The 22,349-nt window shown below is 54.8% G+C and carries 21 protein-coding genes; 18 read left to right on the top strand and 3 right to left on the bottom strand.

Annotated features, from left to right (window positions below; translation table 11 throughout):
* Positions 1-44 precede the first annotated feature (44 nt).
* The 8 genes from arsB to EPD59_RS20950 all read left to right on the top strand — a co-directional run bounded on the left by arsB (position 45) and on the right by EPD59_RS20950 (position 6,595).
* Entirely contained in the window at positions 45-1,145 is a 1,101-nt protein-coding gene (gene arsB, locus EPD59_RS20985) for an ACR3 family arsenite efflux transporter (protein WP_133274482.1), read from the top strand.
* A 20-nt stretch (positions 1,146-1,165) separates the two neighbouring features.
* Positions 1,166-1,591: an arsenate reductase ArsC gene (locus EPD59_RS20980; RefSeq protein ID WP_133274481.1), complete on the top strand. Its 426-nt coding sequence runs from the start codon at positions 1,166-1,168 to the stop codon at positions 1,589-1,591.
* Between the two features lie 75 nt (positions 1,592-1,666).
* Complete coding sequence (locus EPD59_RS20975; RefSeq protein WP_133274480.1) at positions 1,667-2,242, top strand: sigma-70 family RNA polymerase sigma factor; 576 nt, start codon at positions 1,667-1,669, stop codon at positions 2,240-2,242.
* Positions 2,243-2,315: 73 nt separating this feature from the next.
* Positions 2,316-2,741, top strand: coding sequence for an ArsI/CadI family heavy metal resistance metalloenzyme (locus EPD59_RS20970; protein WP_133274479.1), 426 nt, complete (start codon positions 2,316-2,318; stop codon positions 2,739-2,741).
* A gap of 214 nt (positions 2,742-2,955) precedes the next feature.
* Positions 2,956-4,467 carry a 1-hydroxycarotenoid 3,4-desaturase CrtD gene (gene crtD, locus EPD59_RS20965; RefSeq protein ID WP_133274478.1) on the top strand — a complete coding sequence of 504 codons (1,512 nt, stop codon included), beginning with the start codon at positions 2,956-2,958 and terminating at the stop codon, positions 4,465-4,467.
* A 100-nt stretch (positions 4,468-4,567) separates the two neighbouring features.
* A complete protein-coding gene (locus EPD59_RS20960) occupies positions 4,568-5,257 on the top strand; it encodes a carotenoid biosynthesis protein (protein ID WP_133274477.1) in 690 nt (229 codons plus the stop codon).
* Positions 5,258-5,332: 75 nt separating this feature from the next.
* Entirely contained in the window at positions 5,333-5,944 is a 612-nt protein-coding gene (locus EPD59_RS20955; protein WP_133274476.1) for a TetR/AcrR family transcriptional regulator, read from the top strand.
* Positions 5,945-6,019: 75 nt separating this feature from the next.
* Positions 6,020-6,595 (top strand): arylesterase, encoded by a 576-nt coding sequence (locus tag EPD59_RS20950; protein WP_133274475.1) that lies wholly within the window; start codon positions 6,020-6,022, stop codon positions 6,593-6,595.
* Between the two features lie 211 nt (positions 6,596-6,806).
* On the opposite strand, the gene glgP is transcribed toward EPD59_RS20950, so the two are convergent.
* Together glgP and EPD59_RS20940 are read right to left on the bottom strand one after the other, a co-directional pair.
* A complete protein-coding gene (gene glgP / locus EPD59_RS20945) occupies positions 6,807-8,456 on the bottom strand; it encodes an alpha-glucan family phosphorylase (RefSeq protein WP_133274474.1) in 1,650 nt (549 codons plus the stop codon).
* Positions 8,457-8,604: 148 nt separating this feature from the next.
* The gene (locus EPD59_RS20940) at positions 8,605-9,057 is read right to left on the bottom strand and encodes a ferritin-like domain-containing protein (RefSeq protein ID WP_133274473.1); all 453 of its coding nucleotides are present in this window, start codon (positions 9,055-9,057) and stop codon (positions 8,605-8,607) included.
* A gap of 238 nt (positions 9,058-9,295) precedes the next feature.
* On the opposite strand from EPD59_RS20940, the gene EPD59_RS20935 reads away from it, so the two are divergent.
* The 9 genes from EPD59_RS20935 to EPD59_RS20905 all read left to right on the top strand — a co-directional run bounded on the left by EPD59_RS20935 (position 9,296) and on the right by EPD59_RS20905 (position 18,483).
* The gene (locus EPD59_RS20935) at positions 9,296-9,961 is read left to right on the top strand and encodes a hypothetical protein (protein WP_133274472.1); all 666 of its coding nucleotides are present in this window, start codon (positions 9,296-9,298) and stop codon (positions 9,959-9,961) included.
* Positions 9,928-10,737 (top strand): hydrolase, encoded by an 810-nt coding sequence (locus tag EPD59_RS20930; RefSeq protein WP_133274471.1) that lies wholly within the window; start codon positions 9,928-9,930, stop codon positions 10,735-10,737. The genes EPD59_RS20935 and EPD59_RS20930 overlap by 34 nt, the downstream gene beginning before the upstream one ends.
* Before the next feature lie 154 nt (positions 10,738-10,891).
* On the top strand, positions 10,892-12,634 hold the full coding sequence (locus EPD59_RS20925) for an alpha-amylase family glycosyl hydrolase (protein ID WP_240731547.1): 1,743 nt from the start codon (positions 10,892-10,894) through the stop codon (positions 12,632-12,634).
* Positions 12,568-12,807 carry a cyclomaltodextrinase C-terminal domain-containing protein gene (locus tag EPD59_RS23010; RefSeq protein WP_240731546.1) on the top strand — a complete coding sequence of 80 codons (240 nt, stop codon included), beginning with the start codon at positions 12,568-12,570 and terminating at the stop codon, positions 12,805-12,807. Before EPD59_RS20925 ends, EPD59_RS23010 begins: the two co-directional genes overlap by 67 nt.
* A 155-nt stretch (positions 12,808-12,962) precedes the next feature.
* Positions 12,963-13,670 carry an SDR family oxidoreductase gene (locus EPD59_RS20920; RefSeq protein ID WP_133274470.1) on the top strand — a complete coding sequence of 236 codons (708 nt, stop codon included), beginning with the start codon at positions 12,963-12,965 and terminating at the stop codon, positions 13,668-13,670.
* Positions 13,671-13,786: 116 nt separating this feature from the next.
* Entirely contained in the window at positions 13,787-15,622 is a 1,836-nt protein-coding gene (locus EPD59_RS20915) for an alpha-amylase family glycosyl hydrolase (RefSeq protein WP_133274469.1), read from the top strand.
* Positions 15,623-15,717: 95 nt separating this feature from the next.
* Complete coding sequence (locus tag EPD59_RS20910) at positions 15,718-17,010, top strand: MFS transporter (protein WP_317128423.1); 1,293 nt, start codon at positions 15,718-15,720, stop codon at positions 17,008-17,010.
* Complete coding sequence (locus EPD59_RS23965; RefSeq protein WP_317128422.1) at positions 17,007-17,135, top strand: hypothetical protein; 129 nt, start codon at positions 17,007-17,009, stop codon at positions 17,133-17,135. The genes EPD59_RS20910 and EPD59_RS23965 overlap by 4 nt, the downstream gene beginning before the upstream one ends.
* 250 nt (positions 17,136-17,385) lie before the next feature.
* Positions 17,386-18,483, top strand: a complete 1,098-nt coding sequence (locus tag EPD59_RS20905; protein ID WP_133274468.1) for a glycosyltransferase — start codon at positions 17,386-17,388, stop codon at positions 18,481-18,483.
* 58 nt (positions 18,484-18,541) lie between these two features.
* Here the strand turns inward: EPD59_RS20905 and EPD59_RS20900 are convergent, their stop codons facing one another.
* Positions 18,542-18,964 (bottom strand): hypothetical protein, encoded by a 423-nt coding sequence (locus tag EPD59_RS20900; RefSeq protein ID WP_133274467.1) that lies wholly within the window; start codon positions 18,962-18,964, stop codon positions 18,542-18,544.
* A 315-nt stretch (positions 18,965-19,279) separates the two neighbouring features.
* Between EPD59_RS20900 and EPD59_RS20895 the strand changes: the two genes are divergently transcribed.
* Positions 19,280-22,309, top strand: a complete 3,030-nt coding sequence (locus EPD59_RS20895) for a M16 family metallopeptidase (RefSeq protein ID WP_240731545.1) — start codon at positions 19,280-19,282, stop codon at positions 22,307-22,309.
* Positions 22,310-22,349 lie beyond the last annotated feature (40 nt).

Here is a 22,349-nt window from a genome sequence, read left to right as displayed (position 1 = left end):
TGATCCTAGGGGGCTTTTTCTGAACTTCTGAACAATGTCACCGCATGAACTCAACGCACCCAGCTTTTCCAACCCCTGTGCCCCAAGCGGTAGCCCGTAAAAAGCTTTCCGGCCTCAATAGAGGTCTAACGCTCTGGATATTCCTGGCCATGGGGGTGGGCGTGGCGCTGGGCTACTTTGTGCGGGGCGTGGAGCGTGCGGTGAACTATTTTTCGGTAGGCACGGTGAACGTGCCGCTGGCCATCGGTCTCATCCTGATGATGTATCCGCCCCTAGCCAAGGTGAAATATGAGCAACTGCCCACGGTTTTCAGGAACACCCGCATCATCGGCTTGTCGTTGGTGCTGAACTGGATTATTGGGCCGCTGCTCATGTTTTTTCTGGCCATCTGGCTTTTGCCTGATAAGCCAGAATATATGATTGGCCTGATTCTGATTGGCATTGCCCGCTGCATAGCCATGGTACTGGTGTGGAACGACTTAGCCGACGGCAGTCGAGAGTACGCGGCCGGTTTGGTGGCGCTGAACTCCATTTTTCAGGTGCTTTTCTACTCGGTGCTGGCGTGGCTGTTTATTACTGTGCTGCCGCCGTATTTCGGGCTGAAAGGCTACGCTGTGAACATTAGTATCTGGGACATTGGCCAGAGTGTGCTCATATATCTCGGCATACCGTTCGTGGGGGGCTTTTTGTCGCGCCTGGTGCTGCGTCAGCTCAAGGGCGATGCCTGGTACGAGCAGGTATTTATCCCCGCTGTCAGCCCCATTACGCTCATTGCCTTGCTGTTGACTATTGTGGTCATGTTTAGTCTGAAAGGCGAGCTGATTGTGCGCATTCCGCTGGATGTGTTGCGCATTGCCCTGCCGCTGGCCTTGTACTTCGGTATCATGTTTGTGCTCAGTTTTGCGGCCGGTAAGTGGCTGGGGGCCGATTATGCCGAAAATGCTTCCATTGCCTTCACCGCTACCGGCAACAACTTCGAACTCGCTATTGCCGTGGCCATTGGCGTGTTTGGCCTGAACTCGGGTCAGGCTTTTGCCGGCGTCATCGGGCCGCTTATTGAAGTGCCAGCTCTGATTGCCTTGGTCAACGTGGCTTTCTGGTTTCGCCGCCGCTGGTACGCGGGCCGGAGCGCTACTGCACCCTGATTTCCAATATACTCCCTTGTATGTCTGATAAGAAAAACGTGCTGGTACTCTGCACCGGTAACTCCTGCCGTAGTCAGCTCATGCACGGCTACTTAGCCAAGTATCTGGGCGACCAAGCCAACGTGTACAGTGCGGGCATCGAAACCCACGGTGTCAATCCGAAAGCCATTGAGGTAATGCGGGAAGATGGAGTGGATATATCGCACCATACCAGCAACCACGTGGACGAGTATGCGGCCGTGCCCTTCGACTACGTGATTACTGTCTGCGACAACGCCCGCGAGGCCTGCCCGGTATTTCCATCCTCGGCCACCATGCTGCACCACAACTTCCCCGATCCGGCCAAAGCCACCGGTACCCCCGACAAAATTTTGGACCAGTTTCGGGCCGTGCGCGAGCAGGTGAAAACGTATGCTCAAGCATTCATGCGCCAATATTTTCGTTAATTCTAGCTATCAATTAGATTTCCGGGGTGACCCGAATAGAACTGGGTTGCTGGAGTCTTCTTTCATCGCCGTCCCATGCATTGCGACGTACCTAACCTTTGGCTGGAGCACAAGGATGCGCTCCGCAACTACATCCGCAAACGCGTGCCCGACGAGGCGCAAGCCGCTGATTTATTGCAGGATGTTTTACTGAAAGTGTACGGATTCTGTCAGGCGCGCTCCGGCGTGGCTAATGTTCGCTCATGGCTGTTCCAGATTACCCAGAATGCCATTGTGGATGCCGCGCGCAAAAACCGTCGACTACGGCCGCTGGATGAAGGCCTTGATGTGGAAGCTGAATCTGAAAGCGAAGCTTATCAGGAAGCTTCCGAGTATATTCTGCCCATGATTCAATTGCTGCCGCCCACTTATGCTGAGCCCCTGCGCCTAGCGGATGTGGAAGGCATGAAGCAGCAGGATATTGCCCAGCAACTGGGCTTGGGCTTGTCGGCCACCAAGTCGCGGATTCAGCGGGGGCGGGAAATGCTGCGCGACGTGTTCACTGAGTGCTGCTTGCTTGAAACGGATGCGCAGGGGCACTTGCTGGGCTTCGCCATTCGAAGTGATTGTGGCTCCTTGCAGACCTACAAACAGACGTTAGAAAAAAAGTAAAAAAGTCTGCGTCTTTTGGTGAGGCTGGTCGTCATGACTGGGAATTTAATTTCTAATCCCACATAAACCGACCATGAAACGCTTCCACGTCAACGTCCGCATCAAAGACCTCACTGAATCGGTAGCCTTCTACACAGCACTTTTCGGCACGGCGCCCACCGTCTTGAAGGACGATTACGCCAAGTGGATGCTCGAAGATCCACGCATCAACTTCGCTATTTCGCTTCACCCCGAAAATGCTGGCATTGAGCACCTTGGCATTCAAGCCGAGAGCCCTGAGGAGCTAGCCGAAGTATATGGCCGCCTCAAAAATGCCAAGTCTGCTATCCGCGAGGAAGGCAAGTGCACCTGCTGCTACGCCAAATCGGAGAAAAGCTGGATTACGGACTCACAGGGCGTCGACTGGGAGGCTTTTTATAGTTTCGGTTCGGCTACGGTGTACGGCGAAGGTCAGAACGCCCGGCCCGCTTCCCAGCCGAAAAATGCTGTTGAGGTGTAAAAAAGCCCCCCGACCGTCTTTGTGCCTTATTGGTACACTTTGATGAACCCAAAGGCAGTAGTGTGAAGTTTAAGTAGGTGTATTTCATCCTGCTCACTAACAATTGTGGTGTAGTGGTGGTAGAGTTCAGCAGCGTGCCCCGCCGATGTAAGGGGAATCATGCTGCTGAATAGCTATTTTTAGGCCCCTAGGGCTCCGTACACACCCACTTGGCGTGAAGCAAACCAGCACCAAAAAGCGTACATCCGCATCTTCTCTTAAGCAACCCGCTGCCATCATTGGGGCCGGTATTGCTGGTATTGCTACGGCCGTGCGGCTGGCGCTCAAGGGGCACGCCGTTACGGTATTTGAGGCGCAAGAGTCGTTTGGGGGCAAGATGTATCAGTTTGAGCTGCCTGGCGGATACCGCTTCGATGCCGGCCCGTCGCTGTTCACCTTGCCGCAGTTGGTCGACGACTTGTTTCGGCTGGCTGGCCGCGACCCGCAGGACCACTTTCGCTACGAGCGCCTCGACCCGATAACGCATTACTTTTTCGCCGACGGCACGCGCCTGAAAGCCTGGGCCGACGAAGAGAAGTTTGCCGCTGAAATAGAGGAAAAGCTAAGCGTGCCCGCCGCCGACGTGCTAAGCTTTCTGCGTCGCAGCGCCTCCGCTTATGAGGCCACCGAAAGCACGTTTCTGCATAAATCATTGCACAAAGCTGCTACGTATCTTAGCCCCGACGTGCTGCGGGCGGTGGCGGCGCTACCGGGGCTGGGCCTTACGGGCACCATGCACCAGCGCCACGCCAAGGCATTCAACGACCCGCGCTTAGTGCAGCTTTTCGACCGCTTTGCCACCTACAACGGCTCTGATCCGTATCAGGCGCCCGCCACACTCAGTCTGATTCCGCATTTGGAGCACGGTATTGGCGCTTTTTATCCCGTGGGGGGCATTTATAGCATTGCCCGAAGCCTTGTCGGTCTGGCCGAGGAACTGGGAGTGGAGTTCCGCTACAACGAGCCCGTCGAAGAAATTCTGACTGCCAAGGGCCGCGTGACCGGCGTACGCACGCCCCAAGACGTGTACGATTTTGGCTTGGTAGTCAGCAATATGGATGTGGTGCCGACCTACCGTCGGCTGTTACCGAAGCAGCCCGCGCCCGAGCGCACCCTGAGCCAGCCCCGCTCTTCTTCCGCGCTTATTTTTTATTGGGGAATAGCCCACGACTTTGCCGAATTGGACCTGCACAACATCTTTTTCTCCCAGGATTATCAGCAGGAATTCAAGGCCATTTTCGAGCAAAAAACCGTCAGCAACGACCCGACGGTGTACGTGAATGTGACATCCAAAAAAACGCCCGCAGACGCGCCTGCGGGCCACGAAAACTGGTTTGTAATGGTGAATGTACCGCACCATCAAGGCCAGGATTGGGATGCGCTAATTGCCCAAACCCGCCGCGCCGTGCTCGACAAACTAACCCGCACCTTAGGCGTAGCCGTAGAATCCCTCATTCGGGCCGAGCGGGTCTGGGATCCGCGGGGGATTGAGGAACGCACGTCGTCTTTTGGGGGCGCTTTGTACGGCAGCAGCTCCAATAATGCGCTGGCCGCATTTCTGCGGCATCCTAACTTTTCACGCCAACTTGAGGGCTTGTACTTTTGTGGCGGCAGCGTGCACCCCGGCGGTGGCATCCCGCTTTGTTTGCTCTCGGCCAAAATAGCAGCTGAGTTAATCAAAGGCTAAGGAAAATGATTTAAGGCAGCACACGTTGTTTCTGCCTCTGATAAACAACCTATGTCTGCCAATTGCCGCTATTAGGTTTCAATTGCTAATTTTCTCCTCTGTGTCTTTTTCCGAATCCACGCAAAGCTTGCCCATCGCGCCGCCTACGGGCACCGATCCGGGGCAACGTCGTTTGCGCATAGCCCAGGGCATTCTGCTCCTGTTTCACGTTACGGGCTTTCTGGGCTTGGCGCTTTCCCAAGATCCCAGCTTCTTCCTGCAATTCACGCCTCTCAATCTGCTGCTGACGGCGGCATTGCTGCTGGCTTTTCACTCCGACCATAGCCCCACATTCATTTGGTTTAGTCTGGTGGTAATGGTGACCGGCTTCTTTATTGAAGTAGTGGGCATCAATACGGGCTACATATTTGGGCAGTATACCTACGGCGATACGCTGGGTATAAAGGTGTTAGGTGTGCCGCTGCTGATTGGGGTAAACTGGTGGATACTAACCTATTGCACGGGTATACTGGCCCGTTACCTCCCCCTGCCCAGTATTGGGCGGGCGGTAGTTGCGGCCCTGCTCATGGTGGGCCTCGATGCCTGTATCGAGCCCATGGCCGGCCCGCTGGATTTCTGGCAATGGCAATACGACCTGATTCCGCTACTCAATTTCAAGGGCTGGTTTATCATTTCGTTTATTTTACAAATTTATTTCAACCGCACAGAGTTCACCAAACGTAATGCACTAGTGCCCTTTGTGTACCTATTGCAATTGCTATTCTTCTTCGGATTAGGGCTGGTGAAATAGAAGGATAAAAAGTTAGAAATCATCTTGTTAACTGAGGAAGGCAAGCACTTGGCGCGCTTTTCCTGTAGCTATAGTATGTTACAAACTTTTAAGAGTAACCTGCTGAAAGAAGCTCAGCTAGTCTTTGCTCGCTACGGCGTCAATCGATTATCGGAAAGCGAGCTAATAGAAGCCCTGCACGTAGCCCCAGCTACTTTTTATGGCATGTTTCGCGACAAGAACGACTTAGTTGTGCAAGCCATGGCCTACGATTTGGAGCGGCAAAAGCAAGAGCACCAGGAATTGTTCGCTAATTTCTCGACGCCCATCGAGCGTCTATTGGCAGTGTGTACGCACGGCTATAATGAGATCAGTAAGGTGACGGGCAATTCCTTGCTCGAGATTCAGCATCTGCATCCCAAAGCCTGGAATATGATGCAGGACCATTTAAAAAACTACGGCTTTCTGATGATCCGAGACCTTATACAGGAAGGAGTACTTCATCAGCAGCTGCGGCACGATATTGATATTGGGCTGGTAACCAAGATATTAATGGAGATGCTGAATATGGCTTTAAACCATGACCTTTTCCCCCCCGACCAATACAGCCGCGCCGAAGTGATGCGGAGCGGGTTCTTCTACTATATGCGGGGGCTATGCACCGATTCGGGGCTGCGCCTGGTATCGTCGCACTTTGCCAAGCTTTAAAAAAGCCCCCAGCCACTAGCGCGCAGTGGCAATAACGCAGAGGATAAAACTTACCGTATGGCTTAACCCGCTTGTATGCAGAACATTATCTTCTTCGGTGATAGCCTCACGGCTGGCTACCAACTACGAGCCAACGAAGCTTTTCCAGCCCTCATTCAGCAGCGCATCGATGCATTGAAGCTGCCTTATAAAGCCCTAAACTATGGTATAAGCGGCGATACCACGGCCGGCGGCCGGCACCGCGTAGCCAGTGTATTGGCCCGGCAGCCTGTCGAGGTATTTGTGTTGGCGTTGGGCGCAAACGATGGCCTGCGTGGCATTCCGGTTCGCGAAACCACCCAGAATTTGCAGGAAATCATTGACCAAGTCAAACTCAAGTATCCGGTGGCCAAGATTGTACTGGTGGGCCTAGAGTTTCCCTTTGACTTAAGCGCCTTTGGTAGTCACCAATACGGCCGCTATGCCGCTGAATTTAAGGCGTCTTTCCGCACACTGGCCGACAAAAACAGCGTAGCCTTCGTGCCGTTTTTGCTGCAAAATGTGCTCGGCGTGCGCGCCCTGAATCTGCCGGACGGCGTGCATCCTAACGCTGAAGGGCATAAAATTCTGGCGAACAATGTGTGGGCTGTTCTACAAACACTTCTAGTCTGAACTGCTGATTGAAAGATAAAATCGTTTGTCATGCAGAGCAGAGCGAAGCATCTCGCGTGCTGATTCTAGATTACTACTCTCAATAAACACGCGAGATGCTTCGCTCTGCTCTGCATGACGGTTGCTTTCATGTAAGTGAATTCGTTTAAAAATACAAAAAAGCCCCTAGACAGTATCTGGGGGGCTTTTTTGTGCCTTGATTAAATGCCGATTACGCTTTGTACATCAAGTCGTAGTACTCGGTGGCCATGCGGTTCGATTCGAACTCTGGCTCTACTTCGCGCATGCCGGTTTTTACTACGTCCAGGAATTTTTCGGGCTGGTCGTAGTAGAGGGGCACTATCTCGTTTTCCAATACCGTCAGTAGGCTGTCGGCTTCGAGGTCGTCCTTTTCGTGTTCAGGGAGATTTAGTTCGGCGTGAGGGATGAGGAAGCCGTTTTCGCCGTGGCGCACAAACTCCGGGATCCAGCCGTCAGCGATGCTCAGGCTGGCGCTGGCGTTCATGGCGGCCGTCATGCCGCTAGTACCCGATGCCTCACGCGGGAAGCGGGGGGTATTCAGCCAGATATCCGAGCCTTTCTTCATGGCCGCTGATAAGCCCAGCTCATAGCCCGTAAGCACCGCGCAGGTTTTGAGCGGCCGGGTTTGCCGGATGATATCGTTGAAGAGGTTGATGGCGCCGTAGTCTTTCGGATACGGCTTGCCCGCCCAAATCACCTGTACCGGCCGATTAGAATTGGAAACTAACTCCTTAAAGCGCTCAAAGCGACGCAGAATCAGGTCGGCGCGCTTGTAGCCGGCAAAGCGCCGGGCCCACACTACGGTCAGCGCATCGGGGTCGAGCAGGGTGCCGGTTTGGTCGGCTACTATGTCGAATAGCTGCTTTTTCAGCTCACGCTTGCGGGCTTTCAGTGCCGTATCATCGTTGGCTTCTAAAGCTTCGTGAAGCTGCTTGTCGCGCCAATAGGTGCCATTCTGGGAGTTTGTGATGGGGATAATGGGGCAGATACCCGCATTTTCGCCCCACATCTGGTTGGCCACAATCCCGTGCACTTTTGATACGGCGTTGGCTTTGCGCGAGAAGCGCAGGGCCGTAAGCGTATAGTTCAGGCGGTCGTTTTCAACGCCGGCCACGCGAGTTACTTCGTCGGCTGGCACACTACCAAAAAAGCTCATTTTGGCGAGCAGCTTCATGTCGTGCTCCTCGTTGCCGGCCAGCTCTGGCGTGTGCGTGGTGAATACCAAGCGCTTCTGTACTTCCTCCAGCTTGCGGCCGTGCTTATCGTAGAGGTAAAAAGCCAGCGGCAGACCGTGGCCTTCGTTGAGGTGGTAAGTGTCAACCTTCACGCCTAGCTCATCCAGCAACTTGCCACCGCCCACACCCAGCAGAATAGACTGGGCCACGCGGGCGGCCGTGTCGGCGTCGTAGAGGTGGTGGGAAATGGTGCGCGAGATAAAGTCGTTCTCCGGAATATCGGTGGTGAGGAAGAACATGGGGGCCGTGCCGAAGGTATCGGGGGCCAAATACATGGCCTTCACTTTCACCTCTACATCATGAATGATGATGGGGAACACGAGGCCGGTGTCTTCCAGAAATGTGTAATGCTTCTGGCGAAAATCGGCGCGCATGGTTTGGTCCTCGTTGCGACCTTGGTCGTAGTAGCCGAACGACCATAGAATACCGATACCAACGAGGTTTTGCTTGAGCTCATAAGCTGAGCGCATGTGCGAGCCAGCCAGGAAGCCGAGGCCACCGGAGTACGTTTTGAGCGCTTGATCCAGGGCAAATTCCATGGAGAAATACGCGGCCTGGGGGGCAAATTCTGGAGCGGGCGTGTACGGGTTGAATTTGAATGCCATAAAAGGGGAAAATCGGAATGAAAAGGTAGGGGGCGGGCCAAGCTCGGCCTTTGCGGCGGCCAAGGTCAGCATTTCGTTTCAAAAAAAGCGGGAGCCGAATCAAATGTTCGGCTCCCGCTGTAAAGCAGGATCGGGAGGATGAAAGTAGTTACGAATGGCTGTGCTCTAGCTTCTTGAGCTTTCTGTAGGTCTTTTCGGAAATATGCAACTGGCGCTCCACCGCCGTACGGATGGCAGCGGGCAGGGTTTTGTCGTCGAGGGCATCTTGGTAGGCTTTGAGGGCCCATTCTTCGCCGTACACATTGGAGCCCAGAATGGCTTTCTCGTCGGAGCCCGTGATGAGTGCTTTGGCGTCCATCCAGCCGCGGTAGAATTTGCCCTTGATGGTGGTGCCGGTTTCGGGCTCGCCGCCCAGCTTGCGCAGGTGGCTATTCAAATCTTTCGAGAATTGCTGACTCTGACTCACCAACTGCTTGTAGTAGCCTTGCAGCTCGTGGTCTTTGGTTTCCTCCACCGCTCTTTTGTAGCCCTCAATCCGGTCATTTACAAAGAGCAGCAGTTCTTGCAAAGTGTCGATGCTGTTGTTGGTTTCGGTAGCCATAGTGTTGAGTAGTAAGGGTAAAGAATAAAGTAATGCCTGACGAATCAGGTAGAAATAGCAAACGATGAAGCGTAGAAAGGGTTGGCATTTTAAGGGTAGTTATTGCCTCGTGAGCGAAGCATAACTAACTCATAAATAGGATTTAGTAACTAAAACATAATTATGGCATTACACTCAGCCCTAAACTAAACCGGTACTTTTATCCGACAGCTCTTCTTTCCCATCCTTATCCCCGTCTATGAAACTATCACGCGTACTCACCGCCGCGCTGCTGGCCTTATCCGTAGCCTGCGCCAAAGTAGAAGACCTTAACCCACAAGCTTCTACCGTCACAACTACCAGCACGCCGCAAGACGTTAGCTCGGCCGGCTTCCCCGAAACCTTCGAGACGGGCACCAAAACCGCCTACACCACTGGCTCCGTCACGCTCGGCTCGGGCTCCTGGACGCTGAACGACGCGCTCATCGGCAACACCACCGCCGATGCCAAAAGCGGCGCTCAATCGGCGCGAGTACGCAATGTCGGTTCGCTTACCATGAACTTCAACGCCACCACCGGCGCCGGCGCCGTGAGCATCAGCCACGCCAAATACGGCACCGATGGCACCAGCACTTGGGAGTTGTGGGTATCCGTAAACAGTGGCGCTTACACCAAAGTAGGCTCGACCATCACTACCAGCAGCACTGCGCTGCAAACGGCCACGTTTGCCGTAAACCAAAGCGGCAATGTGCGCCTGCAAATCCGGAAAGTATCGGGCGGCACCTTCCGCATCAACTTCGACAATATTGTCGTGGAGCAGTACGGCACTACAACCACGCCGCCCCGACCACGGGGGGCAAAAAGTTCTTATTTGATGGCTCGCACGGCGAGTTGGCCGGCAATGCTGATTGGGTACTCGACGTAGAAAACGGCGTAGCCGTGCGCTTTCCCTCGCCGGCCCAAAGCGGTATCACCAGCACCACTCCCGAAACCTACTGGACCGGTGCTATTTCGGCTTGGGGTGTGGCTTTGGCCAAACTCGGCCACCAAGTAGAGCAGCTGCCAGTTGGCGCGGCGCTTACCTACGGTAACACTTCCAACCCGCAGGACTTAGCTAATTACAGCGTTTTTGTAGTCGATGAGCCCAACGTTCTGTTCACGGCGGCTGAGAAAACGGCCATTGTGCGCTTCGTACAAAACGGCGGCGGCCTGTTCATGATTTCCGACCACGACATCTCCGACCGCAACAACGACGGCTACGATTCGCCCGACATCTGGAATGATCTGATGGCTAACAACTCGGTGCAGGCCAACCCCTTCGGCTTCAAAGTGAACCTGGATAATTTCTCCGAGGACAGCCGCAACGTGCGCGTATCCAGCACCAACCCCATCCTGAATGGTTCGCAAGGCGCGGTTAGTCAGCTTTCCTTCCATAATGGCGCTAGCATGACGCTCAATCCTACCGCTAACTCGACGGTGCAAGGCCTCATTTGGCGCACCAATTCTACCCAAGGCAACAACCTGGCAATGGCCGCCAGCAGCACATTTGGTACCGGCCGCGTGGTTATCGTCGGCGACTCCTCACCGGCCGACGACGGTACCGGCTCGCCCGGCAACACTGTGTACTACGGCTGGACCGAAAACGCGAGCCACTCGCGCCTGCACATGAATGCCTCGCTGTGGTTGGCTAAACTACAGTAGCTCCTCGCTTTACATTGCTGAAAAAAGCCCCCAGCCTAGGTTGGGGGCTTTTTTCTTAACTTCATAATGCTCACACGCAATCCAGTTGATAGTAGAGTGCTTTTCCGAATGTGCTTACCTTGCTCCCCTACTTACTCCCCATCCCACCAACCCTATGAAATTCTTGCGCCTTTTGCTTCTGCTCGCGTCCGGTTTGCTGGCGTCTACCGCCGCTGTTGCCGTGGCCGCGCCCGAAGTAGCGTCTACTACGGCATCGAAGAAAAAAGCCGGCCCCATCACCCGCATCGACCCCACGTTTTGGTGGGTAGGCATGAAAAATCCGAAGCTTCAATTGCTGGTATATGGGCCAAAAATCGGCTCCAGCAAAGTCAGCTTGAAGTACGACGGTGTGACCCTGGACGGGATACAAAAGCTGGAGAGTCCGAACTATCTGCTTGTTAATCTGACCATAAACGCCAACGCTAAGCCGGGTAAGCTGCCACTGGAATTTGACGGTGAGCGAAAGATAAAATACGAGTATGAACTGCGGCAGCGCACCACGCCCTACGACAAAACCAAGGTACAGGGCGTCACCAGCGCCGACTTCGTGTACCTGCTCATGCCCGACCGCTTTGCCAACGGCGACCCGAAAAATGATGTGATCAAAGGCACCATGGTAAACCGTGTGTCGCGCGACTCCATGTACGCCCGGCACGGGGGCGACATAAAAGGCATTGAAGACCACTTTGGCTACCTTAAAGAGCTGGGTGTCACGGCTATCTGGCCCACGCCCCTCGTCGAGAATGACATGCCCAAGGCCAGCTACCACGGCTACGCTCTCACCGATTACTACGCCGTGGACCCCCGCTATGGCACCAATGAAGACTACGTAAACTTCGTGCGCAATGCCCACCAAAACGGGCTGAAGGTTATTCACGACGTGGTGCTCAACCACATGGGCAGCAAAAACTACCTGTATCTGGATCAGCCGGCCAGAGACTGGTTTCACCAGTGGCCCACTTTCACCCGTGGCAACTATCGCGACGGCACCGTGAACGACCCTTACGCTTCGGCTGAGGACCGCAAGATGTTCAATACCACGTGGTTTGATACGACCATGCCCGATCCGGCCCAGGAAAATCCGCTGGTGGCTACCTACCTCATTCAGAACTTTCTGTGGTGGGTTGAATACACCGGCCTCGATGGCTATCGCATCGACACGTACCCGTATTCGGAGCCCGGCTTTCTAATGAAATGGGGGAAAGCCATTCAGGAAGAGTATCCGCAGCTGGGCATGTTTGGCGAGACGTGGGTACAATATGCCGAAGGGGTTTCTCAGCAGGCATTCTGGTCGCGTAACGCTTTCCCAGCCGTCAATGGCTTCAAGAGCAACCTGAACGGCGTCACCGATTTCATGCTGTATTACTCCATTCAGGATGCCCTCAATAAGGAGCCCGGCTGGTCGGAGGGGATTTCCAAGATCTACTACACGCTCCAGAGCGACTGGCTGTATGAGAATCCGAACCGCAACGTCATCTTCCTCGACAACCACGACCTGAGCCGGATTTTCTCGGTGCTGGGCGAGGACGTGAATAAGCAGAAAATGGCCCTCACCTGGCTGCTTACCTGCCGCGGTATCCCGCAGCTCTACTACGGCACCGAGATTCTGATGAAAAACTTCTCCAACCCCGACGGCCTCGTGCGCGCCGACTTTCCGGGGGATTTCCGGGAGATAAAGAGAATAAGTTTACGGCCGCGGGTCGTACCCCAGTTGAGCAAGAGGTATTTACGCTGGTCAGCAAGCTGGCCAACTACCGCAAGGCCCACCCGGCTTTGCACAGCGGCAAACTCATGCACTACATTCCGGAGGATGGCGTGTACACCTACTTCCGCTACAATGACAAGGGCGAAACGGTGATGGTGATGATGAACGCCAATAAGCAGGAGAAAACCATAGATGGGGGGCGTTTTGCCGAACGCCTGACCGGCTTTACCTCCGCCACCAACGTGGTTTCGGGAGCAACACTTCCCGACTTGAAAACGCTGCGTATTCCGGGGCAAACGGCCTGGGTACTAGAGTTGAAGCGGTAGCTCATAGAGGCAACTGCCTGCCGACGGTGCTGAGATTTACATGGCAAATCGTTAAGAATAAATCTTAATGTTCTGTATCTTGAAACTCCCATCTTACGAGGGGTCAAGGAGTTACATGGGAATCTTGCTTCTCCAGCGCAACCTAACAGAACCATATGACCGACCTCACCGATAAAGTTGCCATCGTTACGGGGGCCAGCCGGGGCATCGGCCGGGCTATTGCGTTGCTGCTGGCTATGCAGGGGGCAAAAGTGGTCTGCGTGGCCCGCTCCGCCGACGATCTGCTCGATGTAGCCCACAAAATAAACGGCCTAGCCGTGCCCGCCGACATATCAGATGAGGACGACGCCCAAAATATCGTTGAAGTAGCCCTGCGCCACTACGGCCGCCTCGATATGATTATCTGCAACGCCGGCGTGGGCAGTTTCGACCTACTCGAAAATGTGGATGCCGCTGAGTGGGACCGTATTTTTAGCGTAAATGTGAAGGGCACCTTTCTGGTGTGCAAAGCCGCCGCGCCTCACTTCAAGCTGCAAGGCTACGGCCATATTGTGGGCATAGCTTCCGATGTCTCGAAGCGCACCTTTGTCACGGGCGCGGCCTATGGCGCCAGCAAATACGCCCAGGATGCCGTACTCAGTGCCCTGCGCAAAGAAATGCGTCCGCATGGGGTTAAAGTAAGCACCATCTATCCGGGCCTGGTCGATACGTACTTCAACGATTCTCACCCTGGCGGCCCAGAAGCGGAGAAAACCCACCTCCGGCCTATCGATGTAGCCCAAGCCGTCCGCTATATCCTGGAAGCGCCACCCCATGTTGTAGTTGATGAGTTGATGCTGCACCCACTTACCCAAGAGTATTAAGGGCTTGATGGTCTGTGGTATAATTAGACTGCAAAGCAGCTGCATGTCTTACTGCAAGGGCTGAGCTTCTCAACTTTATATAGCATCAACTATCTATCTTCCTATCTTGCCTTTCTATGCATAAACTTCTACCTATTGCCGCTTGCGCGCTGGCATTAGCCGCGTTCCAGCTTTCTCCTTCGACATCTTCTGTTTCCGTGACCGATACTACTACGCTGCCGGACCCCAATACCACCGACGAAACTCCGCAGGATAACAAGCTCGTTATCTACCAGTTACTACCTCGCCTGTTCGGTAATAAGAAGACGGTGAACAAACCTTATGGCACCAGCGCCGAAAATGGCACCGGCAAGTTCAATGATATTACGGCGCCTGCTCTGCAAGCCATTCGGGAAATGGGTGTTTCGCACGTGTGGTACACGGGCGTTATTGAGCACGCGACCATGTCCGACTTCACCAAGTTTGGCATCCCGCTCGACGACGCGGATGTGGTAAAAGGCCGCGCCGGCTCGCCCTACGCCATCAAGGATTACTACGACGTGGACCCCGATTTAGCGGTAGATGTAAAAAACCGCATGCGGGAGTTTGAGGCCTTAGTGAAGCGCACCCATGACAACAAGCTCAAACTCATTATTGACTTCATTCCCAACCACGTAGCCCGTACCTATAAGTCGGATGCGAAGCCCGCGGGCGTGGTAGACTTGGGCGAAAAGGACGACAAAACCAAGGCATTTGCCCCCCAGAACAACTTCTATTACCTGCCCGGCAAACCGTTGATCGTGCCTGCTTCCTACAATCCGCTGGGCGCGGCAGCGGGACCTAAAGAAGACAAGAAGTTCGCCGAGAATCCGGCCAAAGTCACTGGTAACGACGTGTTTTCGGCTACGCCCAGCGTCGACGACTGGTTCGAGACTATTAAGCTCAACTACGGCGTCGATTACCAGAATGGGCGGAAAGACTACTTCGAGCCCGTGCCCGATACGTGGAAGAAGATGCGCGACATCCTGATTTTCTGGGCGAAAAAGGATGTGGACGGCTTTCGGTGCGATATGGCCGAAATGGTGCCCATCGAGTTCTGGGCCTGGGTAATTCCGGAGGTAAAAAAGGTGAAGCCCGATCTGGTTTTCATTGCCGAAGCCTACGACCCGAAAGTATACAAGCAGTACATCGCCCAAGGCAAGTTCGACTTCCTCTACGATAAGGTAGGCCTCTACGACGGCTTGCGTCGCCTGATGCGCGGCGAAGGCAACACCGACGACATTACCAAAGTCTGGAAGGAGGAAAGCCGCGGCTTCAGCTCCAACATGCTGCGCTTCCTTGAAAATCACGACGAGCAGCGCATCGCCTCCCGCGACTTTGCCACCGACCCACGCACGGCCATTCCGGCCATGACGGTATCGGCTACGCTGGCTTCGGGGCCCGTGATGGTATATATGGGCCAGGAGGTGGGCGAGCCGGGCCGGGGCGCCGAGGGCTTCAGCAGCGAGGATGGCCGCACCACCATCTTTGACTACTGGGGCGTGCCCGAACACCAGAAATGGATGAACGGCGGCAAGTTCGACGGCGGCCGCCTCAGCGCCGAGCAGCGCCAGCTCCGTGCGTTTTACTCGCGCTTACTCAATCTGACAGCTACCTCCGACGCCATTCGGCGCGGCAAGTTTTATGAGTTGCAGGACGCCAACAATCTCAGCAAGGAGTACGACCAAAAGCAGGCCTACAGCTACCTGCGCTACACCGACAAGCAGAAACTACTGATTGTGGTTAACTTCAGTCGCGACAAAACCATGCAGCCAACCATCACCATTCCAAAAGAAGCAATGACCGCCATGGGCTTGAATGCGCAGCAGCAATTCACCTACACCGACTTGCTCAACGAAGCACCTCCCACTGACAATCTCTACTTGACTTTAGCCCCGCTCAGCGCCTACGTGTTTGAGATAAAGACAAAATAGTAGCGACCCTCTCTTCCTTCGTCAGGCTGATACAGGAAGAGTGAGCATGAGTTTTTGACCTACATAATACGCTCCCACCAACTTTCCCACCTACCATGGCAAGCAGCCCCGTTGTAGCCACCTCTAGTACCCGCGAAAAACCTCGCCTGAGCTTCTGGCAAATCTGGAATATGAGCTTCGGCTTTCTGGGCATTCAGTTTGGCTTTGCGCTCCAGAATGCCAACGTAAGCCGCATCTTCGAAACGATGGGGGCCGACGCCGACAACATCGCCTTTCTATGGCTAGCCGCTCCCGTGACGGGTATGCTGGTGCAGCCTGTCATTGGCTACCTCTCCGACCGTACTTGGAGCCCGCGCTGGGGCCGTCGTCGGCCGTTCTTCCTCGTGGGGGCTGTTTTAGCCTCGCTGGCGTTGTTGGCCATGCCCAATGTAACAGCCCTGTGGATGGCCGCTGGTATGCTCTGGATTATGGACTCCAGCATCAATATCAGCATGGAGCCTTTCCGCGCGCTGGTGGGCGACTTGCTGCCTTCGGAGCAGCGCACGACGGGTTTTGCGGCCCAAACGTTCTTTATTGGCATTGGGGCGGTAGTTGCCTCATCGTTGCCGTGGATGTTTACCAACTGGTTTGACGTTCCGAATACCGCGCCAGCCGGTCAAATCCCGCAGTCGGTGAAGTATGCATTCTATATGGGTGGGGCCGCGTTCTTTCTGGCCGTGCTCTGGACGGTGCTGCGTACGCGCGAGTATCCACCCGAAAACATGGCAGAGTTTGAAGAGGATAAACGTCGCAACGCTGGCTTCCTCAATGGCGTGCGCGAGTCCTTCGCGGGCATTTTTGCCATGCCCAAAACCATGCGTCAGCTGGCTATCGTGCAGTTCTTTTCTTGGCTGGCTTTGTTCTCGATGTGGATTTATACCACGCCCGCCGTTACCAGCCACATCTACGGCACTACCGATGCCACTTCCAAACTCTACAACGAAGGCGCCGACTGGGTGGGCATTTGCTTTGCCGTGTATAATGGCGTGTCAGCAATTGCGGCCTTACTGCTGCCTTACCTTGCACGTGCTACCAGCCGCCGCTTCACGCATATGCTGTGCTTAGTAGCTGGCGGGCTAGGGCTGATTTCGATTTACTTTATTCAAGACCCAAGCCTACTGCTGCTGTCGATGGTAGGAGTGGGAGTTGCCTGGGCCAGTATTTTGTCGGTGCCTTATGCTATGTTGGCTGGCGCGCTGCCCGCCAACAAAATGGGCTATTACATGGGCGTGTTTAACTTCTTTATCGTGATTCCGCAGGTAGTAGCCGGTCTTATACTTGGCTTCTTCACCAAGAATGTATTTGCCGGCGAGTCGGTATATACACTCGTGCTGGGGGCATTTCTATGATCATCTCTGGCCTGCTTACCCTGCGCGTAGATGATGCCGATGATGTGCGTATCCCCACTTCCGAGCCGGTTGTATTGGATACTCCCGCCTACGATGCGCCCGTGGAAACCGACCCGCGTCTTTAAAACGATCTGATAAAAAAAGCCCCCCAGCACCTTTGTAAGGCCGTTGGGGGGCTTTTTTATGGAGTTGTAGCTGACGGAGACACTAAAAATCGTCGGGGCGGCTCCGTATTAGTACGTGAATATCAGGCTTTAAAATCAGCATTTACGCAGCAACGTTAACCCCAAAGATGACCGTATTCTTTTAAGTTATACGGCCGCATTCCTGCCCTGCGCAGTTGAGCGCGGCCTGTTGCATTAAAAAGGGTAGTTTATGGTTATTGCTTGGGTTTTCTTTGGGTTGTTCTTCGCTTTATGTGCGCTCATTTTGCTCCGCGTACTTCGCATACAACCCATTGCGCCACTGAGTGCAGCGCGGCCGAAAGTGAGTATTCTAATTGCGGCCCGCAACGAAGAAGCAACTATTGAGCGCTGCCTCACCTCCCTCACCCGCCTCAACTACCCACCCGAACAGCTCGAAATCCTGATCGGCGACGATGCTTCCACGGATAATACGATGGGCGTTGTGCAGCGCTTCATTGCAAATAAACCGCAGTTCAAGCTGATGCCCATTCGGCACCGGCTGGGCACGGCTAAGGGTAAAAGTAACGTGTTGGCTCACCTGAGTCGGGCTGCCACCGCTGATATTTTCCTAATTACGGATGCCGATATGGCGCTGGCGCCGGATTGGGTTCAGACAATGCTGGCTGCTGCCCCTGCTGGCGTGGGCGTCGTGACGGGCGCCACCACGGCCGATGGCAGCTTATTCGGTCGCTTGCAGGGCCTCGACTGGCTGTTTGGCTTGAATATCATCCGCTTGCTAACCGAGATGGGCCAGCCCGTAACCGCAGTGGGCAACAACATGCTCGTCACCCGCGAAGCGTACGAATCGATTGGGGGCTACGAGGCGCTGGCGTTCAGCATTACCGAGGACTTGCAGCTGTTTGCCCAAATCGTGGCCCAAGGATGGGGCTACCGCAACCTCATGGATCGGCGCACGCTGGGTGTATCAGTGCCCCAACCGACGGTGATGCACCTGCTGCGTCAGCGCAAGCGCTGGATGAAAGGCGCCACGCGCCTGCCCTGGCAACTTTCCGTTTTATTTAGCTTATACGGCCTGTTTTATATGGTGCTGTACTGGCCTGGCTTGTTTACTCCTGCGGTCGTGCTCAGTATATTCAGCGCCAAGCTGGCCTTGCAGACAGTATTCCTGCACATCACTCTACGCCAAGTCGGGCGCCGCGAAACCTTGGCAGTGCTGCTGCTCTACGAGGTGTATCTATCGGTGATGTCGGTAGCTGTGCTGAGCTATACGCTATGGCCGAGCTATATTCAGTGGAAAGAGCGGCGCTACCGCTGGGCGGAAGGCTAGGCCTTATTGTAATTGAGTAGCGCTGAGTATAAAGTTAAAAACAGCGTTGGGGGGCAAATTAGGCGCCGCCCATATGCAGCCACTGCTGCGCGGGCTGCTCTTCGGTAAACACCTGAATGGCCGCGCCTTGCTGTACGGCCACCGGATAAGTTGGCTCCAGCAAAGCCAGGCGTTCCCGGATAAGCTCGCTATGATAAGGCGTCACTAGGTAAGCAATACGCCGCGAAACATGCGGTAGTGCGGCACCCATTCGGGTCCGAAACTCAGTTAAAACCCAGGCAAAATCTTCGGCCGATGCCAGTCCGCGGCTGCGCAAATCGATCAGCCATTGCCCCGCACCAGCCGAACGCGCCAGATGCAGTGCGGCCGTGTATCCCTGCTGATGCTCGGCCGTAGATACGGGCCGCGTCCAACGCAGAAAAAGCAGTTGTAAATCGGGCCGATAAGAAAGACGTAGAAAGTCGAGGTCGAGGGAGAGCATAGCGCCAAATAGCCTGCGAAGATACCGGCATATCCGCGCTTGTTGGATCTTAACAGCTATACGCCCTCAAAAGATTATGATCTTCTAACAGGAGCGCTTCTGCTCTGGCTTTTGCTGGATAAGCTTAGTCAGAACAGCAGAAATAAGCTTTAGCCTCTGGAAGATTGCGTGCGAAAAGCCCCCCAGACCAGTCTGATTTCGGGATTATGGTAAAAAACTGGTAATCTTAAGTCTGAGCACGTGCGTCCTAAGGGTATAGCACTGTGTCTTTGCTCACCCTTCCTTTTTCTCACACGCAGTAGTAAAGTACTTTTTATGACCCCAAAATCATTTTGGCTGCTGGGCTTGGGCCTCACACTGGCGATGAATCCGGTGGTGGCGCAACAAACCCCAGCTCCTAAGAAAACCACCAAGCCAGCGCCCGCACCCGGGGGCACCAAGCTGGTGGAAAAAGTGACTCGCAAAGGCACCGAGCTAGTTATCCCTTACGAGAAATACCTGTTGCCCAACGGCCTGACGTTGCTCGTGCACGAAGACCACAGCGACCCACTGGTACACGTCGACGTAACGTATCACGTCGGTTCGGGGCGGGAAGAAATCGGTAAATCGGGTTTTGCCCACTTCTTCGAGCACATGATGTTTCAGGGCTCCGACAACGTGGCCGACGAGCAGCACTTCAAAACTGTCACGTCTTCGGGTGGTACACTCAACGGCACCACTAACCGCGACCGGACTAACTATTTTGAGACGGTCCCGAACAATCAGCTCGAAACGGCACTGTGGCTAGAAGCGGACCGCATGGGCTTTCTGCTGGACGCCGTAACGCAACAAAAATTTGAGGTTCAGCGCTCTACGGTAAAGAACGAACGAGGTCAAAGAGTCGACAATCAGCCCTATGGTAGAGCGCGCGAAACGATATACCAAGCGCTGTATCCGTATGGTCATCCCTATTCCTGGGATGTCATTGGTTACCTCGAAGACCTGGACCGCTCGGACGTCAATGACTTGAAGAATTTCTTCCTGCGCTGGTACGGCCCCAACAACGCTACGATTACCGTAGGCGGCGACGTGAAGCCCGCCGACGTGGTGAAGCTAGTGGAGAAGTATTTCGGCTCTATCGGCCGCGGTCCGGCCGTAGAGAACATGAAGCTGCCCGCCCCCAAGCTGACGGCCGACCGCTACGTGAGCTACCAGGACAACGTGCGCTTCCCCATGCTGCAAATGGTGTTTCCGACCGTCCCGCAGTACCACCCCGACGAAGTTGCCCTCGACGCCTTAGCCGAAATCATGGGACGGGGTAAGAACTCCTTGCTGTATAAAAACCTGGTTAAGAGCCAGAAAGCGGTACAGGCTTCGGTTTCTAACCGTTCTTCTGAACTGGCCGGTGAGTTTGGCATTACGGCCCTGAGCTTTCCGGGCAAAGGCCTGGACAGCATGGAAGTACTGGTGCGGCAAACGCTGGCCGAGTTTGAGAAAACTGGTGTCACGGATGAGCAAGTGCAGCGCTTCAAGTCAAGTAGTGAGGCTGACAGAATCAATAGCCTGGCCAGCGTGAGCGGCAAAGTATCGCAGCTGGCCGCTTACCAAACGTATACGGGCAACCCCAACCGCTTGCCGGAAGAGTTGAAGCAATTGCGCGCCCTGACCAAAGCCGATGTGGTGCGCGTCTACAATCAGTATATCAAGGGCAAAAAAGCGGTAGTTCTGAGTGTAGTGCCGAAAACAGCGCCTAACCTATTGGCGAAGGCCGACAACTATACTATCTCGAAAGAAGGCTACAAAGCTCCGGCTGACATCTACAAAGGCCTGACTTACGTGAAGGCCAAGGACACGTTTGACCGCAGCCAGCAGCCGAAAGGCGGCGCAAACCCAGTGGTACAGGTGCCGGCCGTATGGCAGGAGCAATTCAAAAATGGCTTGCGCGTAATGGGCACCCGCAACACGGAAATCCCGTCGGTGACGATGCTGCTCACCATTCGCGGTGGGCATCGCTTAGAGCAAGCCGACCGCACCAAAGCGGGCATCGCCTCGCTCACGGCAGCCATGCTCAACGAAGGCTCGCAGAAGTACACCGGGGAGGAGTTTAGTGCCGCCCTCGACCGCCTAGGCAGCACGGTGCAAGTAAGCGCCGGCGCCGACAACACGACGGTATATGTACAGTCGCTGACCAAAAATCTGGACCAGACGATGGCCTTGGTGGAGGAGCGCTTGATGCGTCCGCGCTTCGATGCGGCCGACTTCGCCCGCATCAAGAAGCAGACGCTGGAAAATATTGCCAACCAGAACACGCAACCCGTGGTCATCGCCGACAAGACGTACAGTCGTCTGCTTTATGGGGCCGATGATATCATGAGTATTCCCACTAGCGGCACGCAGAACTCGGTGCAGAATATCACACTGGAAGACGTGAAGCAGTTTTATGCGAAAAACTACGCCCCCAACATCTCGCATTTGGTGGCTGTCGGCGACGTGGACCAAAAAGTACTCATGCCGAAGTTGAGCTTCTTAGAGAATTGGAGCCGCAAGGAGGTAGCGCTACCGGCCATGACCGTGGCTGCCAAGCCAGACAAGACCAAGCTCTACTTTGTGAATAAGGACGGGGCCGCCCAATCGGAAATCCGTATTGGCTACCTGGCTTTGCCCTACGACGCCACCGGCGATTACTATAAGGCGTATTTGTCTAACTATATTCTGGGCGGCGCTTTCAACTCGCGCATCAACCTGAACCTGCGCGAAGACAAAGGCTACACCTACGGGGCCCGCTCGGGTTACTCCGGTAGCCGCTACGCTGGGCCGTTTACGGCCGCTGCTGGCGTGCGGGCCGATGCTACGGCTGCGTCGGTGAAGGAGTTCGTGAAGGAGATTGAGGACTACCGCAAGACTGGGATTACGGACGAAGAGTTGGCGTTCCTTAAGTCGTCGGTGGGTCAGAGCGATGCGCGTCTCTACGAGACCGGCCAGCAGAAAGCCGCCTTCCTGGGTCGTTTATTGGAGTACGACCTGACGCCGGATTACTTGAAGAAGCAAACGGAGATCCTACAGAACTTCACGAAAGAAGACGTGAAGGCTAGTGCCGAGAAGTATCTGCCCCTAGAGAGCATGGTGCTGGTGGTGACCGGCGACAAGCAGCAATTGCCGGAGTTGCAGAAGCTGGGCTACGAAGTCATCGAGCTGGACCTGGATGGCAACCCGGTGAAAGCCGACATGTCCGCTTCCTACAACGTGGTCGCCCCGGCAGCCGCCGCGCCCGAAGCGGCGCCGGCCACGGATAAAAAGGCCAAGCGGAAGATGAAAGAGGACGGCAAAAAGATGAAAATCAAAGAGAAGAGCGAGAAAGCGAAATAAGCTGACCCTTGCTTCCTACAGAAAAGCCCGGTTCCGCATG

It is taken from the genome of Hymenobacter radiodurans, assembly GCF_004355185.1.
Taxonomy (GTDB): Bacteria; Bacteroidota; Bacteroidia; order Cytophagales; family Hymenobacteraceae; genus Hymenobacter; species Hymenobacter radiodurans.
This window is presented reverse-complemented; position numbering and strand designations above follow the sequence as displayed.